We start from the raw sequence: 20212 nt of genomic DNA, 5'->3' as shown, positions 1-20212 counted from the left end.
TGTTACTCAAAAACAATAATATATAGCCAACTGGAAGAAAATTAATGTTTTTGCGACCAGGGGTGGAAATGCGGGGCTGGAATGCGGGAGAGAGGGATGAATGACGTGGTGGTACACTCGCCATTTTCAGCGACGCCGGGCGTCGGAAAGAGGGGACCATGCCAGTCGCACAGAACATGACATTGCGCGCCGTTGCGCCGGACGAAGTAGGGGCGCTGGCGCGGCTGTTCCAGCTGTACTGCTACGAGAATACCGCCTGGAGCGGCGAAGACGTGCTGGCCGACGGCCGCTACGATGTGTGCGATGCGGGGCTGGCCGAGTACGTGCATGCACCCGGACATACGGCCGTCTGGATCGAGGTCGATGGCGCGCTGGCGGGCTTCTTCGTCACGGAACCCGGCATGGCGGGCGCGCTGCCGGTGCGGGAGTTCAGCGACTTGTTCATCTTGCAGAAATACCGGCGCCGGGGGCTGGCGCTGGAAGTGGTGCGGCGCGTGCTGCTCGATGGCGAGCAGACGTGGCTGGTGGCGATGTTCCGCGCCGATGCGCATGCGAATGCGTTCTGGCGGCAGGCGTTTGCGCGCCTGCCGTTTGCCAGGGTCGAGGCGTACGACGATCCGGACTTGCCGCAGTTTCAGCTGACTTTGCTGAAACCGGCGGCGGTCACTTAAAAGCGCACTTTGACATATGCCGACGGTCCCGTCAGGCGGATGTTCAGGTCGGCATCGCGTTCGCTGTCGCGGTGCAGCTTGATTTTCGAGATGCCGTAATCGGCCACGAAACCGATATTCTTGAACGGAAACCATTCCACGCCGACATTGCCGCCGTAGATGTGGCCGTTGATGCGCCCGCCATTTTTCTTGATGCCCGACGCTTCCGCATACATGCGCAAGTCCGGCGTGAAGGCGTGGCGCCAGCCCACTTCCAGCAGCGGCGCAAACGCGTGCTCGCCGATGGAGTCGCGCGCCGTGGCCGTTTCGCCATTGACGACGCCGGTGGCCGTGCCGTTCAGGTTGGCGTGGTAGTAGGCGGCGCCCAGGCCGATGCCGAAGGTGTCGTTGCCGCTGCCCAGCCACCATTTATAGGCCAGCTTGGCCAGGTCCAGCTTTAAATCGGCATTCGCCGTCGCCGTGCCCGTGACGGGCTGGCCATTGATGATGGTTTCGCCCGTCAAGCTTGGCGTGTAGGATTTGTCGTAGCGGTAGTAGTCGAATGCCAGGCCGTGGCGGTCGCCGATCAGCAAGTCCGCCTTGATGCGCGGGATGGTGGTGTGGCTTTGCTTCGACTCGGGGGCGTCGATGCGGCCAAACTGGGTGTCGGCGCCGATATTGATGCGCGGATCGGCGGAAAATGCCCCCACCGAAATGCTGACACGGTCCAGGGCGGGCGACGGCTCGGCCCGCGCCGTGGCGGCCGCCGTGGCCATGCCCAGCACGCCCAGCATCATGGTCCCGCGCAAGGCGAGATGCTGGAAACGGAGTGGGGACAGGCGGGCGGGGACGGACGTAACAACCATGGGACAACTCCTCAAGATAAAGTGAAAACTGGCGCGATGTGTTGGGCAACAGTGCAATGAGGAAATGGTAGCAATTGTTACTTTTGGATTACGTAGCCGCACGGCGCAAATTGCCGTCGGATTTGTCCTACCGTATGTAAATCCTGGTTAGAGGAGAAGAAAACGATGCAAGCAATCATCGAACTGGCGACACCGCGTCTGCTGCTGCGCCAATGGCGCGACAGCGACTTGCCGCCGTTCGCGGCCCTGAATGCCGATCCCCGCGTGATGGCATTTTTCCCATCCACCCTGTCGCGCGAAGCCAGCGACGCCATGGCGCGGCGCTGCAGCGGACTGATCGCCGGGCGGGGCTGGGGTTTGTGGGCGGTAACCTTGCGTGAAAACAATGCCTTCATCGGCATGACGGGGCTGCATAGTCCCGACGCGCAATTGCCGTGTTCGCCATGCGTGGAAATCGGCTGGCGCCTGGCGTTCGATTACTGGGGACAAGGTTACGCGCAGGAAGCGGCGCACGCCGTCCTGCAGGCCGGTTTCGGGCGTTTGCAACTGCCGGAGATCGTCTCGTTCACGGCCTTGCCCAACGTGCGCTCGAGCGCCCTGATGGCGCGCCTGGGCATGCGCCGCGATGCTGCCACCTTCGAGCATCCGGCCCTGCCGCCAGGACACGCATTACGTACACATTGCCTGTATCGTCTGACGCGCGCAGAATGGTGCGCACAGGAGGGAACATGAGAATCGCCGCCATTTCCGATATCCACGGCAACCTCGATGCGCTGGAGGCCGTGCTGGCCGACATCGCCCGGCGTGACGTGGACGTGACCGTCAATCTGGGCGATATCGTCTCGGGCCATCTGCAGCCGCGCGCCACGGCGGCGCGCCTGATGGGCCTCGGCTTGCCCACCATCCGCGGCAACCACGAGCGTCAATTGTTCGGCGATCCGGCGCGCATGGGCGTGTCCGACGCTTTTGCGCGCGCGCAACTGTTACCCGAGCAACTGGACTGGATCGCGGCGCTGCCCGCTACTTTGCGCTTGCGCAAGGACGTGCTGCTCGTGCATGGCACACCGGCAAGCGACCTCGTGTATTTTCTCGACAGCGTCACGCCGCAAGGCAGCCGCGCCGCCACGCCGCAGGAGGTGGCCGAACGCGCCGGTGAGGCCGACGCGGCCCTGATCCTGTGCGGCCACACGCACATGCCGCGCCAGATGCGCCTGGCCGATGGGCGGCTGATCGTCAATCCGGGCAGCGTGGGCTTGCAAGCCTACGACGACGACCACGGCTATCCGCACCTGATGGAAAACGGCACGCCGCACGCGCGCTATGCCATCGCCGAACAGGGCGCGGACGGCGCCTGGACGGCGCAGTTGCACGCCGTGGAATATGACTGGGACAAGGCGGCCCGGCTGGCGCTGGCCAACGGCCGGCCCGACTGGGTCACGCCCTTGCGCACGGGCTACGTCGGCGCCGCCTGAGGTGTATCAGCAGCTCGGCGCGCGGGTGACGGGCACGGGCACCAGTGCCGTCTTGCCTTCCCTGGCGATCACCTGGTTGATGCTGATGCTGCAGCGCTTGCCTTCCCACGAGAAAGCCGCTTCATAATCCTCGCCGGCGCGCGGCGTGAAGGTGATGTCGCCATGGCAGCTGGGCGACACGCTGTCAAAACGCACGCCGTTGGCCACGTAGAACGGCGAGACATCCTGGAAGCCCAGGCGCAGGCTGCTGGGCTTGCCCGCAGGAATCTCATATTCGCGGAAATAGGCCTTCGAGAAAAAACCGTCCTTGCGCGCCAGGTTTTGCGACGTTTCCGTTTCCGGAATGCCCAGGCTGGTATTGCTGACCGTGCCGATCAGGGAGCCGAAGGCGGAGCTCATGCCGCCGCTGGCCTTTTCCACGCCATCGCTGAACATGCCGCGGATGCAGCTGCTGTCGCGGTACAGGAAGGCGGTGGCGCCATTCTGGCCGAACAGGCGCAGACGGCTGACGGTGGATGTTGCCGGCGCCGCCGGCGCGCTGGCCGCCTCGGCGGCGGCAGCGGGTACTTCGGTGGTGGCGATATCCTGGGCAAAGCTGGTGGCGCTGAGCAAGAGGGAAAAGAGGAAAGCAGGTTTTTTCATTGGCTTAAAAAATTATCAAAAAGAAACAACATATACCATAAGGCAAGACATTACTGCTCTTTTTGACAAGCCTGTCGCCGTGCCGTTCCCTAGCGGAACTCTTCCGCCACCAGGTTGTACTTCTGCATCTTGTGATACAGGGTCTGTTTCGGTAGGCCCAGCACGGCGCTTACCTCGCTGACGTTGCCCGAATATGCGCGCAGTTCCTGCTCGATCAGAGCGCGTTCGAAGCCGTTCACTTGCTCCGCCAGCGACAGCGGGCTGGCCTGGCCGCTCGCCAGCAGGCTCGAGGCGCCGCCGGCGATACCGAGCACGAAGCGGTCGGCGATATTGCGCAGCTCGCGTACGTTGCCGGGCCAGGAATGGGCCATCAGGTTGCGCATCTGTGCGCTGGAGACCACGGGCGCGGCGCGGTTGTAGCGGGCGGCGGCGGCCAGCACGAAGTGTTCGAACAGGATGGGAATGTCTTCGCGCCGTTCGCGCAGCGGCGGCAGATGCAGCACGATCAAATTCAAACGGTAGTACAGGTCGCTGCGGAATTTCTGTTGCTGCGACAAGTCTTCCAGGTCCAGCTTGGCCGCCGCGATGACGCGCACGTCGACGGGCGTGGGCACGTTCGATCCCAGGCGCTCGATATAGCGTTCCTGCAGCACGCGCAGCAATTTCACTTGCAGGGACAGGGGCAGGCTTTCGATTTCGTCGAGGAAGAACGTGCCCTGGTCCGCATGCTCGATCTTGCCGACTTGCCGCTTGGCCGCACCCGTGAACGCGCCCGGTTCGTGGCCGAAGACTTCGCTTTCGAAGATGCTCTCGGGAATCGCGCCACAGTTGACGGCGACAAAGTTGTGCTTGCGGCGGTGGCTGAAGTCATGCAGGCAGCGGGCCACCATTTCCTTGCCCGTGCCCGTGTCTCCATAGATCAGCACGTCTGCCGGTTCGTTGGCAACGTCGAGGATCAAGCGCCGTATGTCGCGCATCGCCACGGAATTGCCCAATAGACGCGCTTCGATGCCGCCGCCGTCCTCGAGCTGGCGGCGCAGGCTGTGCACTTCCAGGGTCAGGCGCCGGGTTTCCAGCGCGCGCAGGATGACGTCAACCAGCTGGTCGGACGAATACGGTTTTTCGATGAAATCGTAGGCGCCCGTGCGCATGGCGTGCACGGCCATGGTGATGTCGCCGTGGCCCGTGACGAGGATCACGGGCAGGTTGGCGTCGAGCGTCTTGACCGCTTGCAGCAATTCCAGGCCGCTCATGCCGGGCAGGCGCACGTCGCTCACGACGATGCCGGGGAAATCCGGCGTCAGCAGTTTATAGGCCAGTTCGGCCGAGTGGAAGGCCAGCACGTCCAGGCCGGCCAGCTGCAATGCCTGCTCGCTGCCTTCGCGTACGGTGGGGTCGTCCTCGACCAGCAAGACCTTCAAGCCGTCAAACATGTTTTTCCTCCTGCGTTGCAATCTGTAGTTCGATGGTGAAGATGGCGCCGCCGCCGGGGGCGTTCTCGGCGCGCAGCACGCCGCCGAACTGGCGCGTGATCTGTTCGGAAATGGCCAGGCCCAGGCCCAGGCCCAGGCCTTGGGGTTTGGTGGTGAAGAACGGTTCGAACAGGTGTTCATACACTTCCGTCGACAGGCCCGGCCCCGTGTCGGCCACGTGGATCAGCACGTGCTCCGGCGTGCATTCGACGGCCACGCGCAGGCTGCGCACCTCGCTGCCGTTCATGGCGTCGAGCGCATTCGCGTACAGGTTGACCAGCACCTGCTCCAGGCGGTTGCTTTCGCACATGGCGAAGATGTCGTCGGGCGGCAGTTGCAAAGTAAAACGCACATTTTCCACCTGCAGCCGGCGTTCGACCAGGAACAGGGCGTTGCTGATCGCCGTGGGTATCGAGACGGAGGTCAGGCTGGTCGTCGACTTGCGCGCAAAAATCTTCAATTGCCCCGTAATGGTCCCCATCCTGGCCGCAATTTGCGAGATCTTCGCCAGGTTGCGCCGCGCATCGTCGAGCCGGCCCCGTTCGAGCAGGATGACGGCATTGTCGGACATGGTGCGCAGCGCCGTCAGCGGCTGGTTGAGTTCATGCGTGATGCTGGCCGACATCTGCCCCAGCACGGCCATCTTGCCTGCCTGAAACAGTTCATTCTGCGTGATGTGCAGCTTTTGCTCGGCCTTGCTGCGCACCTCGATTTCCTGGCTTAGGCTTTGCGTCATGGCATTGAGTTCCGAGGTGCGTTCCTCGACCATGGCTTCCAGGTTGTCGTAGGCATGCTGCAGGTCTTCGCGGGCGCGCAGTTTTTGCGCCACGGCCGCGCGGCGCTGGCGCAGGTAAAAGAACAGCAGCATGAAAAAGCCCAGCAGCACGCAAGAAAAGGCGGCCGCCGCGCGGGCGCTGGCCTTGGCCTGCGCCAGGTCGGACAGGTAGATGAAGGTCCAGCCTTGCGGCGACTTGAGCTTGATCTGCGTCATGACGCTCGAGCTGGTCTTCGGCTGCGTGTCGGCGTGTTCCTGCTCGCGCACGCTGATCACGCGCGCGCCATTGCCCAGTTGGCGGTCGGAAACGAAGGGAATGGCTTCCAGCTGCTTCGAGTAATACTGGCGCGTGCGGTTGAGTTCTTCGACGATGGCGGGCGACAGGGGCGCCAGGGTCTTGTATTTCCAGTCCGCCATGGAACTGAGGAAGATCACGCCGTGCTCGTCGGCCAGCATGACCTTGTCGGCGCCCTGCACCCAGCGTTTTTCCAGGTTTTCCAGGTTCACCTTCACCGTTGCCAGTCCCAGCATGTGGCCATTCTGGTAGATGCCGTGGGCAAAGAAGTAACCGGGCTCCAGCCGCGTCGTGCCCACGCCGTAGAAGCGGCCCGGCGTGCCGCGCAGCGCATCCTGGGCGTAGGGGCGGAAGGAGATATTGTCGCCAATAAAGCTGTCGGGCTGCTGCCAGTTGCTGGCTGCCCGCGTGTTGCCGTCGAGGTTGCTGATGAAAATGGTCGACGATTTCGCCTGGGCATTCATCTGCTCGAGGTAATGGTTGACCGTGTCGACCAGCACCGGGTCCTCCGGGTGCTGCAGCAGGCGGATGACGTCGCGGTTCAGCTCCAGGGTCTTGGGCAGGAAGTCGTATTTCTCCAGTGCATTTTCCAGGCTGCTCACATACACCTCGAGGCGCTGCGCGCCGCTCGCCTGCAGCTTGCCGATGGCGATGCGTTCGGTCCAGAAATACACGAGCCAGACGGTGGCCAGGCAGGCGGCCAGCACCACGCCCCAGGCCAGCGTTTCGCGGCCCGACCGTTGCGACAGGCGCTGGCGCCAGGAAAGGGAGGATTTGGTAGTACTGCTATTCATAAAATCAGCTGCCAACTTGCAAGAACCCACAGTATCGCATTTAAGTAATCGCGGAAATAAAAAAGCCGCCGGATGTGCATCCGGCGGCCTGCGCTAGCGTGAGCCGCGATTAGAACGTGTGACGCATACCGAGGTTGAAACCGCTGTTGCCGGTGCCATTGTCGGTGGCGTTGCCGACGACGAAGGTGGCGCCGTTCTTGTTGCTGATGTGGCCATAGCCGGTGTACAGGTCGCTGCGCTTGGACAGGGCGTAGAACGCGCCGATGGCCCATTGCTGGGCGTCACGGTTCAGGTTGCTCTTGTCGTTGTGGCGGATGTACGAAGCGACCAGCTTGGTGGCGCCGAACGGGGCGCTGAAGCCGACGAGGATGTCGTTGCTCTTGCTGTTGTCGAGGGCGCGGTTGTCGGCGTAGCCGAAGTTGCCTTGCACGACGCCAAAGTCATAGCGCGTGGCCAGCAGCGTGTTGCGCGTTTGCTGGGTCGCCAGCGCATTTTCCTTGCGGTGGTGCGTCAGGGTCACGTTCAGCGGGCCATCGATGTAGTGCACGGCGCCGCCCATGCTGCGGTTTTTCGCATTGTCGCCGGCCACTTCGCCGAAGCCGTACGCCAGGTCGGCCGACAGCTTGCTCCAGGTCGGCGTGCTGTATTGCACCATGTTGTCGACGCGGATATTCGTCACCATCAGGTTCGATGCCGTGCCGGCCAGACCGATGACGAACGGATCGGCCACGTCGCGCAGGGCCAGGTAGTACGGCGAATATTGGCGGCCCAGGGTGACGGCGCCGGCGCTGCCGGTCAGGCCGACATACGCCTGGCGGCCGAACAGCAAGCCGCCCTGACCCGAGGTGCCGGTATCGATATTGAAACCGCTTTCCAGCACGAAGGTGGCGGCCAGGCCGCCGCCCAGGTCTTCCTTGCCTTTGAAGCCGATGCGCGAGCCCGAGGCGACGCCGGAAGCGACGCGGTTCAGGCGGTCTCCGGCCGCATCCTTGTCGAACACCAGGCCGGCGTCAGCCACGCCGTAGACGGTCACGCTCGATTGGGCCATGGCGCCGGTGGAGGCTGCGCCGAGGGTCAGCAGGGTAAACAGGACTTTTTTCATGAAAATCTCTCTAATAGGTTGGAATGACTACTGATCGCACTACCTGACTGCTTGTTACTCAACATGGACAACAAATAAATGGCCCGCTTGTGGCGGGCCATGGCGCTATCAGGCTTTGCTAGCGTGATCCGCTTCGCCCCAATGGCTTTCCGTGTTCTGGTTGGCCGCGTTGGCCGCGGCTGCTTCTTCCTCGGTGGCCAGGCCGCCTTCCCACTTGGCGACGACGGCCGTGGCGACGGCATTGCCGACCGCGTTGGTGGCCGAACGGCCCATGTCGAGGAATTGGTCGACGCCCATCAGCAGCAGCAGGCCCGCTTCCGGAATATTGAACTGGTTCAGGGTCGCGGCAATCACCACCAGCGAGGCGCGCGGCACGCCGGCCATGCCTTTCGAGGTCAGCATCAGCAGCAGCAGCATGGTGATCTGCGTGCCGATCGACAGGTCGATACCGTAGGCTTGCGCGATGAACAGCACGGCGAAGGTGCAGTACATCATCGAGCCGTCCAGATTGAACGAGTAGCCCATCGGCAACACGAAGCTGGAAATCTTGCGGTCCACGCCGAACTGGTCGAGCGCCGTCAGCAGTTTCGGATACGCCGCTTCCGAGCTGGCCGTCGAGAATGCCAGCAGGAATGGTTCGCGGATCAGGCCGACCAGTTTGAAGACGCGCGGGCCGATGACGACGAAGCCGGCGCCGATCAGCAGTGCCCACAGACACATCAGGCCCAGGTAGAAGCCGCCCATGAACTTGGCAAACGTGACCAGCACGCCCAGGCCATGCGTGGTGATGACGGAAGCCATTGCAGCGAACACGGCCAGCGGGGCCAGATTCATGATGGTGCCGGTGATGCGCAGCATGACTTGTGCCAGCTGGTCGACGACGGCCGTCAGGGTCTTGCCCGATTCGCCCAGGCCGGCCAGTGCGCCGCCGAAGAAGATCGAGAACACCAGCACTTGCAGGATTTCATTGTTGGCCATGGCCTCGATCGGCGACTTCGGCACCAGGTGCGTGAAGAAATCTTTCAAGGTGAAGGCGGCCGTTTTCAGATTCGTTGAAGCGTGTACGTCCGGCAATGGCAAGCCCAGGTTGGTTCCCAGCTGCATCAGGTTCGACAGCACCATGCCCAGCGCCAGCGAGACCAGCGAGGCGACGACGAACCAGCACATGGCTTTCAGGCCGATGCGGCCCGCCGTCTTGCCGTCGCCCATGTGGGCGATGCCGACCGTCAGGGTGGAAAACACCAGCAGCGCAATGATCATCTTGATCAGGCGCAGGAAGACGTCGGTGACGATGGAAATATTGCCAGCGATTTGAGCGCTGAGCTTGGCATCAGGGAAGGCGGTGTTGCATCCATAACCGACGGCAATGCCGAGGATCATGGCAATCAGGATGTACAGGGTTAATGGCCGTTTCTTTTTCATTTTGACTCCTCCGGTGAAACGCCGCTATGAGCGGATTATTGATAGCGAGCAACTCAAGCTTGGAGTCAGTATTTCTCAAAAACAAGCCCTTGCGTGCCAGCGATTATTTGCAGCAAAACCTGTACATAGCAAAGGATATGCCTGAAATGGAAATTTGGGACCTAACTTCTTAAGTTGTTGATTTGAGGCGGCTTTTTTGTTGCTTAGATGTTGCAACTTTGCACGCTTGCGCGAAATATTGGACGCGGCAGGCCATCGCTGTATGACTTTTCATACGCTAGTTACGGCAGGGGGCGCTGCGACAAAAAGATAAGATTGTCAGGACAATAAAAAAGCCCCTCCGAAGAGGGGCTTGATGTGGCGCAATGTGTGTTCTCTTGACGTTAGAACTTGATATTCGCCGTCAGGCTGAACGAACGGGGCTGGCCTGGCGTGTAGCGGAAGCCGGACTTGTTGATGGCTGCCACATAGGTCTTGTCGGCCAGGTTGTAGGCGTTCAGCTGCAAGTCGAGGTTCTTGTTGACGGTATACGTTGCCATGGCGTCGAAGACCCAGTAGGCATCCACGCGGGCCGGCGTGCCGACGGCGCCATCGGTGCCGCGCAGCATTTCACCCACGTAACGCGCGCCGCCGCCGATCTTCAGGCCGAACGGCAGGGTGTAGGAAGTCCAGCTGGTGAACGCCTGTTTTGGCGTGTAGGTGAGGCTCTTCTCGCCGCTGGCCGTGAAGACCTTGTTCGACTCGACCTTGGTATTCATGCGCGTATAGCCGGCGCTGACCAGCCAGTTCGGCATGATCTCGCCCACCACGCCCAGTTCCAGGCCTTGCACGCGCTTCTTGCCGGTCTGGTAATAAATGGTCGAGATGACAGGATCTTGCTCCACTTCATTCTTGACGGTGGTCTGGTAGACGGCGGCCGACAGCGACAGTTTTTGCTTCAGGAAATCCCACTTGGTGCCGATTTCCTTGGTGATGGTTTCCTGTGGGTCATAGTTCGGGTTTTGCGCGCTGTTGGCGGCGGTGCTCAGGCCGAAGTTGACGCCAGGCGGCGCTTTCGACGTGGCCAGCAAGGCGTACACGCTGCTGTCCGGTGTCGGCTTGTACATGGCCGAGATCTTGCCGTTGGCCAGGGTGTCGCTCAGGGTCAGATGGGTCGGAATCGGCGTGCCCACTGGCAATGGCTGTACCGCGGGCGCAGTGACGGCCCCTTGCAGGGTGACGGCGTCATACGTGGTGTTGAAGTGGTCGAAGCGCACGCCGCCGTTGAAGATCCACTTGTCGCCGAACTTGACGGTGTCGAACACATACAGGCTTTGCGTGTTGACTTCGCCTTCCGTGAAGGCGCCGCTGCGCACGGGATTGTGGCCGGTGACGGTGTCGCGCGGATTCGGGTGGTACAGGTTCGCTGCCGGCAAGGTGCCCAGGCTGGCGGGCACATAGCTGTAGTTGGTCTGTTTTTCGCTGGTGAACTCGGCGCCGGCAACCACGGAGTGCTTCAGCACGCCCGTGTCGAACTGTGCGCTGACGACGGTCTGGTTGGTCAGGATCGTGTTTTCCTGGTCCTTGACGGTGCGCAGCGAGCGCGCCAGGGTCCAGGTCGACGGATCGGCGGCGACCGGCGTCTTCAGGTTGGCCATGCTGCCCATGAAGGCCGTCAGCAGGTAATCCTGCTTGGTCTTGCCATAGCGCGTGGTGTTCTGGATCTGCACGTTGGGCGAGAAATCATGGTCGATGCGCAAGGTGCCCATGTCCGCCTTGACCTTGTCGTAGTCCGAGGTGGAGCCGTAGAAATTCTTCGGATCGACCCTGGCGGCGCCGTTCAGGAAGGTACGGATGACCGGTTGCTCCTTCGTGGCGACGTCCGGCGTCGAGTAGCCAGGCAAGCCGATGGTCGGCACGCCGCCGTCGGGCACGTTGTCCTGGTCCACGTGCAGGTAGCTGGCCGTGATGCGCGTCGGTTTGCCGATGCCGAAGGTGACGGTGGGCGCGAAGGCCCAGCGCTTGTTCTTGACTTCGTCGCGCGCCGGATTGCCGCTGTCCTGCGTCATCAGGTTCAGGCGCATTGCCGTGCCGGTATCGCTGTCGAGGATGCGGTTCCAGTCGGCCGTGGCGCGCTTCTGCTTGCCGCTGCCGGCCGTCAGCAGCGAGTTGAACTTGTTTTCCATGCTGGCCGTCTTGCTGACCAGGTTGATCGAGCCGGTGGGCGAACCGCGGCCGCTGTCCGTGCCCGCCGGGCCCTTCAATACGTCGATCTGTTCGATGTTGAAGACGTCGCGCGCGATGGAACCCACGTCGCGCACGCCGTCGACATAGATGCTGCCGGACGAATCGAAACCGCGCATGTAGACGGCGTCGCCCGTGTTCGTGTTGCCGTTTTCGCCGAGGAAGAAGGTACCGACGCCCGGCGTGTTGCGCAGCGCGTCCGTCAGGGTCAGCGCGCCTTGCTGTTCGATCAATTCCTTCTTGATCACGACGATGGTTTGCGGCGTATTGACCAGCTCTTCCGTGTATTTCGGCGACGAGGCTTTTTCGGCCTTGAAATCATTTTCCTTGGAACCAATGACCTTGACTTCGTTCAGGGTTTGCTGCGATGCCGGGGCGCTTTGGCCGGCCGGGTCGGCCGCCTGGGCGGCGACGGGCAGCAGCATCACGGCCAGGGCGGCGCCGATGTGCTGGTTGAAACGGGTTGGGGCGTGTTTGCGGCTCTTGATTGCCATCTTGCTCTCTCGATAAGGTCAGGGTAGTGGTTCCTGGCTGGCTCTGCGCCGCAGTGCTTGGGCACGCGGGCAAGTGGCTGGCGATGGAGACGGAATAGGCCGTATTGTAATAACTGGGCGCTATTTCGTAAATGAGAATCGTTATCAGTATCATTTGCGCAACGGATTGGGTGTGCCACAAAAAAAACACTGTAATGCCGCATACCTGCTTGCTTTGCGGCCGAGCTGCTGCTACGCGCGCAGGCGTCCGGCAGCGGGAGTATGATGAGCAACCTTTACAAATTTCTTCCCAGCATGTTGCACACTCCCGTTGCCTTCGTTCCCCTGATCGACGCGCCCGAACCGGCCCCGGCCGCCGCCGAGACGCTCACATTCGTCTTTCACCGCGGGCGCCTGCTGTTGCGTACGCCCGGCCTGACCCTGCCCACTGCCGCCGAGGCGGCCGCGCTCGATATCGACCTGAGCCGCGCCCAGCCCGTAGGCTGGTGGCAGGGCCGCTATTGCCAGACGGTCTGGACGGATTCCGAGCTGTTGCCCGCCGATAGCCCCCTGGCGTATCACGGCATGCGCTCGCTGTTCAACGCCGTCGACGATGGCTTCCTGGGCCTGGCCAGCCGCGCCGTGCAGCTGGCCGAATGGGCGCGCACGCACCGCCATTGCGGCGTGTGCGCCACGCCCATGCAGCGCACGCGCGGCGAACGCTGTTTTACGTGCGCCGCCTGCGGCATGCTCGCGTATCCGCGCATTTCGCCCGCCATGATGGTGCTCATCCGCAAGGGCGAGCAGGTGCTGCTGGCCATGCACAAGCATTCGCCATCACAGCGCTTCAGTCCGCTGGCCGGTTTCCTCGAAGCGGGCGAATCGATCGAGGAAGCCGTGCACCGCGAAGTGATGGAAGAGGTGGGCTTGCGCGTGCACAACTTGCAGTACTTCATGAGCCAGTCCTGGCCGTTTCCCCATTCGCTGATGATCGCGTTTACGGCCGACTACCTGGATGGCGAGATTCGCCTGGACGAGAACGAGATTGCCGAGGCGCGCTGGTTCGGCCCCGGCGATGCGTGGCCGGAAGCGAGTTCGAGCGTGTCGATCTCCGCGCTGCTGGTGGGCGCGCACCGGCCGCCGGCGCAGTCGTAAAGCAGGGGCTGCTCAGGCAGCCTGCCGCATTTTCTATATACTGGCGGCAATTGCAAATTTTAGGGTGGTTTAGCATGTCTCAAGAAGAATTCTCCGAAAACGACTGGCGCCGGCTGATCAGCAGCCTTGGCGAAGATCCGCAGCGTCCTGGCTTGCTGGAAACGCCGGCGCGCGTGGCCAAGGCGTGGAAGCACTGGACGTCCGGCTATGGTCAGGACCCGGTGGACTTGCTGAAAGCCTTTGAAGATGGCGCGGAACAGTACAACGAGCTGATCGTCGTGCGCGGCATCCCCGTCTACAGCCATTGCGAACACCACCTGGCGCCGTTCTTCGGCAAGGCCACCATCGGTTACGTGCCCAACGGCAAGATCGTCGGCCTGTCGAAACTGACGCGCCTCGTCGATTGCTTCTCCAAGCGCCTGCAAGTGCAGGAACGCATGACGATGCAGATCGCCAACGCCTTGATGGAAGTGCTGGAACCGAAATCGGTGGGCGTGGTCGTGCGCTGCCGCCACCTGTGCATGGAAAGCCGCGGCATCCGCACGCCGGGCGAAGAAACCATCACCTCGGCCATGCTGGGCGAGATGCAGCCGAACCTGGCGCTGCGCACGGAATTTCTGGCCCTGGCGCGCGAAGTCTGATTTTTGGGCGATGATGCGTGACGAAGGCGGCATATGCCGCCTTTTTTCATGCGCGTCCGGATTCCCGTTCCGTCAGGTAGCGCGCCGGCGGCTTGCCCACCGCCTTGCGGAACATGGTGACAAAACCGCTGGTGTTTTCATAACCGAGTTCCAGCGCCACCGCTTTCACGCTGTGTCCTTGCGCCAGCCGCTGCAAGGCCAGGATAACGTGCAATTGCCGGCGCCAGCGGCCCACGCTCATGCCCATTTCCTCCAGTGATAGCCGGGTCATGCTGCGCTCGCTCATGCCGATGCGGCTGGCCCAGTCGGCCAGGGTGCTTTTATCGGCGGGCCGCGCCAGCAGCAGGGCGGCCAGGCGGCGCAGACGCGCATCGCGCGGCATCGGCAGATGCCAGTCTTCCACGGGCGCGACCGCCAATTCATCGAGCAGGGTGGCTACCAGGCGTTCCTGCGCGCCCTGCAGCGCGATCAGGGTGGGAAAACCGGCCGCCTTGGTGATGAGTTCGCGCAGCAGGGGCGAGACGGCCACGGTGCAGCAGACGGCCGGCAAGGCCGGCGCCATGGCCGGCTCGACAAACAGGCAATAGCACTCGGCCTCGCCCGCGCCCTGCGCCGAATGCATCAGGCCGCCCGGTATCCACACGGCGCACTGGGGCGGCACGATCCACACCCCACTTTCTACTTCGCAATGGATCACGCCCCGCGTGGCGTACAGCAGCTGCCCCTTGCGGTGCTGGTGCGGCGCCTGTTCCGCATCCTCGGGCACGCTGGCCAGGCCCACGGCCAGCAAGGGACGCAGCACGCCGTCGACGTCGAAATCGAGGATGGAGGCATCGTCGTCTAGACCCAGGCGGGCCGTCAGCATGCTGGGCAAGAGGGGATGGGGCATGGGACGACTTTGGCTGGATTGAATAATATTGTGGCTATTGTATGCAATGACGTCGGGTGCCGTCATCGGTATCGTATGGATATCCGCAGCCCCGCTTCAACGGCAACCGCCGCCGCCAGAGTTCTGATGAAGGCCAGGAGGAACGGCAACCCCCTTGAAGGAGTCTCCCATGCAACTCGATATCACCGATTTCCCCCTCGTCTGGATGCGCCGCGACAACGCCGCCAGCGGCCCCGACGATGCCCTGTTCAGCCAGTTCGAGGACTTGCTGGCGCGCCAGCAGGCGTTTGTCATTCTCAGCGAAGAAGGCCTGGACGAAGATGGGCATGACCATCCGCAGGAAGCGCGCAAGCGCGCCGTGCTGTGGATGAAGCGGCACAAGGCTGCCCTGCGCGCGTACATCCAGGGCATGGTACTGGTCGAACCGAGCGCCGCCAAGCGCCTGGCCGGCAAGGCCTTCGCCGTCATGTTCGGCCAGTTCTGGGGCTATCCCCTGCATTTCGGCACCAGCCGCGACGACGCGCTCGACATCGCCCAGCATTTGCTCAAGGCCTGGCTGCCGCCAAGGGAAAACTAACAACGCCAAGAGCACCTGACAAAACCGTAGCGAGCGGCAGTGATTTGTGGCCAAGAAGCGCAACCGTACTTCTAGTACGGTGAGCATCGCAGGCCGCAAAGCGCGCCGCGCAGTAGGTTTGGTCAGGTGTTTTAGTAGCGGTAGTCGTTGACGAAGTGTTTTGTGAAGTTGTACTTGCTGCCGCCGTCGAGCAAGTCGACCAGGCGTTTCGGCGCCGAGGCCGACATGAAGGCGTCGGCCGCGCCGCCCGTGCTGCGGAACTTCATGCCCGGACTGAGGATCTGGTTGGCGCCGATTTTCAGGTGCTGGAAGCTTTTCGTTTTTTCATTGTTGAGGATGAAGTGCAATTCCTGCTTGAACGTCAGGAAGGGGATCTTCAGCCACCAGCCTTCGTCCGTGCCATAGCTGGCGACGCTGGCAAAATGCGTGTTCTTGTCCGTCAGGGTGGGTTTGCCCAGGCGGTCGTTGATGCGTTTCATGGCTTCATTCTTGGTCATGCTGTGCTTTCGTGATTCAATCGATCTGGCGTGCATTTTGACACACGCCCGCCACCTCCGCCTGCCTTGACGCTGCCTATCTGCATCCTTTTTTACTGCAATGCAACATCGCAATGCAACATCAATTCTCATCAATTGTCGCAACGCATTAACAACACCGGGCAAAATTCATTGCTTACCGGCATTGTAAATATCGGTCGTTCGAGCGTATGCTGGAGCAGTCTGAACGTTGCCGCCAGAGCACCGTCGCCGCCGCATTCCCGGCTTGCCGAGCCGGAAGCGGACCACGCCCCATCGCCGCACAATAGAGAGTTGGAGACACAGCATGAAGAAATTGACGTTCCAGCAGAAGTTATGGATTCCCCTGATTTGCAGCCTGTTGTGCATCACCGTTATTTTTGTCTATAACGCCCTGGAAATCCGCAAGATCCGCATCGAAGAGCGCAGCGCCGATCTGAGCAATGCCGCCGACCTGGGCCTGGGCGCCGTCAAGATGTTCGGCGATCTGGCCGCCAGCGGCGCCTTGACGAAGGAAGAAGCGCAAAAGCAGGCCACGGCCGTCATCAAGAGCATGCGTTTCGGCGAGACCGGTTATTTGTCCATTATCAACCTTGACGCCGTCGTCGTGATGAATCCCGCCGCGCCGCAAACCGATGGCAAGAACATGTCGGATTTTAAGGATGCCAACGGCACCTATCTGTACCGCGACATCGTTGCCGTCGGCAAGACCGATGCGGGCAAGGGCTTCGTCCATTATTACTTTCCCCGTCCCGGCCAGAAGACGCCCGAACCGAAGATGAGCCGCGTGGTGGCCTACAAGCCATGGAGCTGGACCATCGTGACGGGCGTGTACATGGATGATATCGATGCGGCCTTCCGCCAGTCGCTGCTGACCTCGCTGGGCGTACTGGTGCTGGTGTGCGCGCTGCTGGCCGCCGTCGTCGTCGTGATCAACCGCAGCCTGCGCCATGCGCTGGGCGGCGACCCCGAATATGCGGCCGACGTGGCCGAAAAGATCGCGAATAACGACTTGAGCGGCATCGTGCGCACGCATGCCAGCGACCGCCACAGCGTGCTGTACGCGATGAAAACCATGCAAACCAATCTGGTCGACGCGATCAGCGAAATCCGCCACAGCGCCGAGACGATCGCCACGGCATCGAGCGAGATTGCCAGCGGCAATATGGACTTGTCGGCGCGCACGGAAATGCAAGCCAGTTCGCTGGAGGAAACGGCGGCATCGATGGAGGAACTGACCTCGACCGTGACGCAAAACGCGGGCAATGCCGTGCAGGCGAATGAACTGGCGCAGTCCGCTTCCGCCGTGGCGCGCCAGGGCGGCGCCGTGGTGGCGCAAGTGATCGGCACCATGGACACGATCAACGCCTCGTCGCGCAAGATCGTCGACATCATCGGCGTCATCGACGGCATCGCCTTCCAGACGAATATCCTGGCCTTGAACGCGGCCGTGGAAGCGGCGCGCGCGGGCGAGCAGGGCCGCGGCTTTGCCGTCGTGGCGTCGGAAGTGCGCAACCTGGCGCAACGATCCGCGGGCGCGGCGAAGGAAATCAAGGAACTGATCGGCGCCTCCGTCGACAGCATCGCGGCCGGCAGCACCCTCGTCGCACAGGCGGGCACGACAATGGATCAGGTGGTCGCTTCCGTCTCGCGCGTGACCGACATCATGGCCGACATCACGGCCGCCTCGCACGAGCAAAGCACGGGCATCGGCCACGTCAACCAGGCGATCACGGAAATGGATAGCGTGACGCAGCAAAATGCGGCACTGGTGGAAGAGGCGGCGGCAGCGGCGTCGAGCATGCAGGATCAGGCGGCCGTGTTGGCGCAACTGGTGGCGCGCTTCAAACTGTCGGCGCAGGAGCCGGGAACGGCGCCGCGCCTGGCGGCAAGCTCGGCTGGCGCGCCACGCGCCGTGGCGAAAAAACCGCTGCGCAGCCTGGCGGCGCGCTAAGTTCCTATTGGGCCGGTGCCGCCGCTGGCGGCGCCGGTTCGAATTCCAGCTTGTCATCGACGACCACGAATTGCCCGACCGGCTGGCCCAGGTCGGCTTTCGGGTCGTTTTCCATTTCCGTCAGCGCATTGCAGGTATTCGTTTCCGCCTGCCACAACTGCTTGCCCATGCGGATATTCCACACGCCATCGCCGGCCGCGAACAGCTCGACGGTGATGTCGGCCGGCGCATCCGTCGACAGGGTATGCAGGCGCTGGCATTGCGGCAGATTGGTCGCCATCAGCTGCACTTCCACGGTATCTTGCCAAAAATAACGCTGCTGGCGGCGCACGGTCAGGGAATGGTCTTGTCCATCGAACATGTAGATGGCGAAGTCCTGGACACAGCCTGACAGCAGGACGGACAGCGTGACGATCAGGAGTTTGCGCATGGTCGGCTTTCTTTGTTTGTGCTCTGGAATGTCGGAATGCCTGCGTGACGGCGCTGGTGAATGCTTGCGCTGCTGGGGCGCCGTCTTGTTTTCCGCTTACGTGGCATTATATCCATGCATATCAGTTGCGGCGCGACAATAGTTCTGCCAAGTGCGCCTGCCCCTACTCATCTACCTGGAAAGACCACGATGATCGACCTGTATTACTGGACCACGCCCAACGGGCACAAGGTGACGATGTTCCTGGAAGAAGCGGGCATCCCCTACAACATCATTCCCGTACATATCGGCAAGGGCGAGCAGTTCAAGCCCGAGTTTCTCGCCATCGCACCGAACAACCGCATCCCCGCCATCGTCGACCAGGCGCCGGCAGATGGCGGCGCGCCCCTGTCCCTGTTCGAATCGGGAGCGATTCTGCAATACCTGGCCGAGAAAAGCGGGCAATTCCTGCCGGCCGACGTGCGCGGACGCGCCGAAGTCATGCAGTGGCTGTTCTGGCAAATGGGCGGCCTTGGCCCCATGGCCGGGCAAAACCATCATTTCGTGCAATACGCGCCCGAACCCATCGATTACGCCATCACGCGCTACGTCAACGAAACGAACCGGCTATATGGCGTGCTGAACAAGCGCCTGGCGGACCGCGCATTCGTGGCCGGCGACACGTATTCCATCGCCGACATGGCGATCTACCCGTGGATCGTGCCGCACGCACGCCAGCGCCAGAAGCTGGAAGATTTCCCGCACCTGGCGCGCTGGTTCGCGGCCATCGCCGCCCGTCCCGCCACCGTGCGCGCGTATGCGCGCGCGGCCGAGATCAACGTGCAGCCCACCGTCAGCGGCGACGCGAAAAGCGTGCTGTTCGGACAGACGGCGAAGACGCTCGGCTAAGCTTCAGTTGCCGCGGTAGGTGGAAAAGCCGAAAGGGCTGAGCAGCAAGGGAATGTGATAGTGCTGCTCGGTCTTTTCCACGTGGAATTGCACGGGGATTTCCGGGAAGAATGTTTCCTGTTTCAGCCGCGCATAGTGTTCGCCAGTTTTAAACACGATGCGGTAGTCGCCCGCCTGCATGGGCGTATCGGCTGGATACATGGCCGCGATGCGCCCCTGCGCATTCGTCACGGCGCTGCCCAGCTGTTGCCAAGCATCCCCTTTTTTCTGTTCCAGCGTGACCGTCACGCCGGCCGTCGGCTGGCCGCTTTGCAAGTCGAGGATGTGCACGCTCAAGGGATTGGCGGCCAGGGCCGTGCTGGACAGGCTGGCGAAGGCCAGGGCGGCAGCGGTTTTTTTCAGATAGGTCATCGTTGTTGCTTTCATAAGGTGGGGGAATCGAGTTCAGGGACGGCGGCCAGGGCGGCCTGGGCGCAGGACCGGTCTGGTAGGGCGCCACCGCCACCGGCCACGCCGATGGCGCCGACGACTTCGCCCTTGGCGCGCAAGGGCAGGCCGCCGCCCAGCAGCAACAGTTCCGGCAGGGTCGTCAAATTGGCCATGTCGGGATTGCCGCGCGCGGCCACCGCCAGCGCCTGGGTATCGTTTTTCGTCGACAGGGCCGTGTAGGCCTTGCGCCGGCTGGCGTCCGTGTTGTGCGGCCCGACGCCATCGGCGCGCTGCACGGTCACGAGATTACCGCCACGGTCCAGCACGCTGACGACGATATGCCGGCCTTGCGCCTGGCACGCGGCGATGGCCGCATTCGCCAGCTTGTTGGCCGCCGCCAGCGACAGCTCATCGACCTTGCGCAGCTGGGCGTGGGCGGGGCTGGCCAGCAGGCACAGCAGGGTACTGCCGAAAAGTAGGGTTTTCATCTGGCATCCATGTAAAAGAATGGCGCCAGTATGGCCAGGCGTGCCCTACGAGAAGATGAT

Annotated in this window: 20 protein-coding genes; 8 read left to right on the top strand and 12 right to left on the bottom strand. The window is 62.3% G+C overall.

From position 1 onward, the window contains the following. The first annotated feature begins 158 nt into the window (after window positions 1-158). Window positions 159-671, top strand: coding sequence for a GNAT family N-acetyltransferase (locus AC0V2Y_RS23625; RefSeq protein WP_475417700.1), 513 nt, complete (start codon window positions 159-161; stop codon window positions 669-671). Here the strand turns inward: AC0V2Y_RS23625 and AC0V2Y_RS23620 are convergent. Further along, the gene (locus AC0V2Y_RS23620) at window positions 668-1516 is read right to left on the bottom strand and encodes a porin family protein (protein WP_475417699.1); all 849 of its coding nucleotides are present in this window, start codon (window positions 1514-1516) and stop codon (window positions 668-670) included. The genes AC0V2Y_RS23625 and AC0V2Y_RS23620 overlap by 4 nt on opposite strands. A gap of 165 nt (window positions 1517-1681) precedes the next feature. On the opposite strand from AC0V2Y_RS23620, the gene AC0V2Y_RS23615 reads away from it, so the two are divergent. Both AC0V2Y_RS23615 and AC0V2Y_RS23610 read left to right on the top strand, forming a co-directional pair. Further along, window positions 1682-2248 (top strand): GNAT family N-acetyltransferase, encoded by a 567-nt coding sequence (locus AC0V2Y_RS23615; protein ID WP_475417698.1) that lies wholly within the window; start codon window positions 1682-1684, stop codon window positions 2246-2248. Beyond that, a complete protein-coding gene (locus AC0V2Y_RS23610; RefSeq protein ID WP_475417697.1) occupies window positions 2245-2988 on the top strand; it encodes a metallophosphoesterase family protein in 744 nt (247 codons plus the stop codon). Before AC0V2Y_RS23615 ends, AC0V2Y_RS23610 begins: the two co-directional genes overlap by 4 nt. Before the next feature lie 6 nt (window positions 2989-2994). Here the strand turns inward: AC0V2Y_RS23610 and AC0V2Y_RS23605 are convergent, their stop codons facing one another. The 6 genes from AC0V2Y_RS23605 to AC0V2Y_RS23580 all read right to left on the bottom strand — a co-directional run bounded on the left by AC0V2Y_RS23605 (window position 2995) and on the right by AC0V2Y_RS23580 (window position 12207). Continuing rightward, the gene (locus tag AC0V2Y_RS23605; protein WP_475417696.1) at window positions 2995-3630 is read right to left on the bottom strand and encodes a hypothetical protein; all 636 of its coding nucleotides are present in this window, start codon (window positions 3628-3630) and stop codon (window positions 2995-2997) included. An 89-nt stretch (window positions 3631-3719) separates the two neighbouring features. Next, window positions 3720-5063 (bottom strand): sigma-54-dependent transcriptional regulator, encoded by a 1344-nt coding sequence (locus AC0V2Y_RS23600; RefSeq protein WP_475417695.1) that lies wholly within the window; start codon window positions 5061-5063, stop codon window positions 3720-3722. Continuing rightward, window positions 5056-6966, bottom strand: coding sequence for a sensor histidine kinase (locus tag AC0V2Y_RS23595; RefSeq protein ID WP_475417694.1), 1911 nt, complete (start codon window positions 6964-6966; stop codon window positions 5056-5058). The genes AC0V2Y_RS23600 and AC0V2Y_RS23595 overlap by 8 nt, the downstream gene beginning before the upstream one ends. 109 nt (window positions 6967-7075) lie before the next feature. Continuing rightward, complete coding sequence (locus AC0V2Y_RS23590; RefSeq protein ID WP_475417693.1) at window positions 7076-8068, bottom strand: porin; 993 nt, start codon at window positions 8066-8068, stop codon at window positions 7076-7078. A gap of 108 nt (window positions 8069-8176) precedes the next feature. Continuing rightward, window positions 8177-9490, bottom strand: a complete 1314-nt coding sequence (locus AC0V2Y_RS23585) for a dicarboxylate/amino acid:cation symporter (RefSeq protein ID WP_099375495.1) — start codon at window positions 9488-9490, stop codon at window positions 8177-8179. A gap of 383 nt (window positions 9491-9873) precedes the next feature. Beyond that, window positions 9874-12207 carry a catecholate siderophore receptor Fiu gene (locus AC0V2Y_RS23580; protein ID WP_475417692.1) on the bottom strand — a complete coding sequence of 778 codons (2334 nt, stop codon included), beginning with the start codon at window positions 12205-12207 and terminating at the stop codon, window positions 9874-9876. Window positions 12208-12501: 294 nt separating this feature from the next. Here AC0V2Y_RS23580 and nudC point away from each other — a divergent pair, with 294 nt between their 5' ends. Together nudC and folE are read left to right on the top strand one after the other, a co-directional pair. Continuing rightward, window positions 12502-13341 carry an NAD(+) diphosphatase gene (gene nudC / locus AC0V2Y_RS23575; RefSeq protein ID WP_475417711.1) on the top strand — a complete coding sequence of 280 codons (840 nt, stop codon included), beginning with the start codon at window positions 12502-12504 and terminating at the stop codon, window positions 13339-13341. 74 nt (window positions 13342-13415) lie between these two features. Continuing rightward, window positions 13416-13982 carry a GTP cyclohydrolase I FolE gene (folE, locus tag AC0V2Y_RS23570; protein WP_034781250.1) on the top strand — a complete coding sequence of 189 codons (567 nt, stop codon included), beginning with the start codon at window positions 13416-13418 and terminating at the stop codon, window positions 13980-13982. Window positions 13983-14028: 46 nt separating this feature from the next. On the opposite strand, the gene AC0V2Y_RS23565 is transcribed toward folE, so the two are convergent. Next, the gene (locus AC0V2Y_RS23565) at window positions 14029-14847 is read right to left on the bottom strand and encodes an AraC family transcriptional regulator (protein ID WP_475417710.1); all 819 of its coding nucleotides are present in this window, start codon (window positions 14845-14847) and stop codon (window positions 14029-14031) included. 193 nt (window positions 14848-15040) lie between these two features. On the opposite strand from AC0V2Y_RS23565, the gene AC0V2Y_RS23560 reads away from it, so the two are divergent. Beyond that, window positions 15041-15448, top strand: coding sequence for a hypothetical protein (locus AC0V2Y_RS23560; RefSeq protein WP_475417691.1), 408 nt, complete (start codon window positions 15041-15043; stop codon window positions 15446-15448). A 131-nt stretch (window positions 15449-15579) separates the two neighbouring features. Here AC0V2Y_RS23560 and AC0V2Y_RS23555 read toward each other — a convergent pair whose 3' ends face one another. Beyond that, window positions 15580-15945, bottom strand: coding sequence for a hypothetical protein (locus AC0V2Y_RS23555; RefSeq protein ID WP_034781254.1), 366 nt, complete (start codon window positions 15943-15945; stop codon window positions 15580-15582). A gap of 325 nt (window positions 15946-16270) precedes the next feature. Here AC0V2Y_RS23555 and AC0V2Y_RS23550 point away from each other — a divergent pair, with 325 nt between their 5' ends. Beyond that, the gene (locus AC0V2Y_RS23550) at window positions 16271-17917 is read left to right on the top strand and encodes a methyl-accepting chemotaxis protein (RefSeq protein WP_475417690.1); all 1647 of its coding nucleotides are present in this window, start codon (window positions 16271-16273) and stop codon (window positions 17915-17917) included. A gap of 4 nt (window positions 17918-17921) precedes the next feature. On the opposite strand, the gene AC0V2Y_RS23545 is transcribed toward AC0V2Y_RS23550, so the two are convergent. Further along, the gene (locus AC0V2Y_RS23545) at window positions 17922-18347 is read right to left on the bottom strand and encodes a hypothetical protein (RefSeq protein WP_475417689.1); all 426 of its coding nucleotides are present in this window, start codon (window positions 18345-18347) and stop codon (window positions 17922-17924) included. 189 nt (window positions 18348-18536) lie between these two features. On the opposite strand from AC0V2Y_RS23545, the gene AC0V2Y_RS23540 reads away from it, so the two are divergent. Continuing rightward, complete coding sequence (locus tag AC0V2Y_RS23540; RefSeq protein ID WP_121670676.1) at window positions 18537-19235, top strand: glutathione binding-like protein; 699 nt, start codon at window positions 18537-18539, stop codon at window positions 19233-19235. 3 nt (window positions 19236-19238) lie between these two features. Here AC0V2Y_RS23540 and uraH read toward each other — a convergent pair whose 3' ends face one another. Beyond that, window positions 19239-19646, bottom strand: coding sequence for a hydroxyisourate hydrolase (gene uraH / locus AC0V2Y_RS23535; protein WP_475417688.1), 408 nt, complete (start codon window positions 19644-19646; stop codon window positions 19239-19241). Window positions 19647-19657: 11 nt separating this feature from the next. Beyond that, the gene (locus AC0V2Y_RS23530; RefSeq protein ID WP_475417687.1) at window positions 19658-20152 is read right to left on the bottom strand and encodes a GlcG/HbpS family heme-binding protein; all 495 of its coding nucleotides are present in this window, start codon (window positions 20150-20152) and stop codon (window positions 19658-19660) included. Window positions 20153-20212 lie beyond the last annotated feature (60 nt).

The organism is Janthinobacterium sp. BHSEK (assembly GCF_056174685.1).
This window is presented reverse-complemented; position numbering and strand designations above follow the sequence as displayed.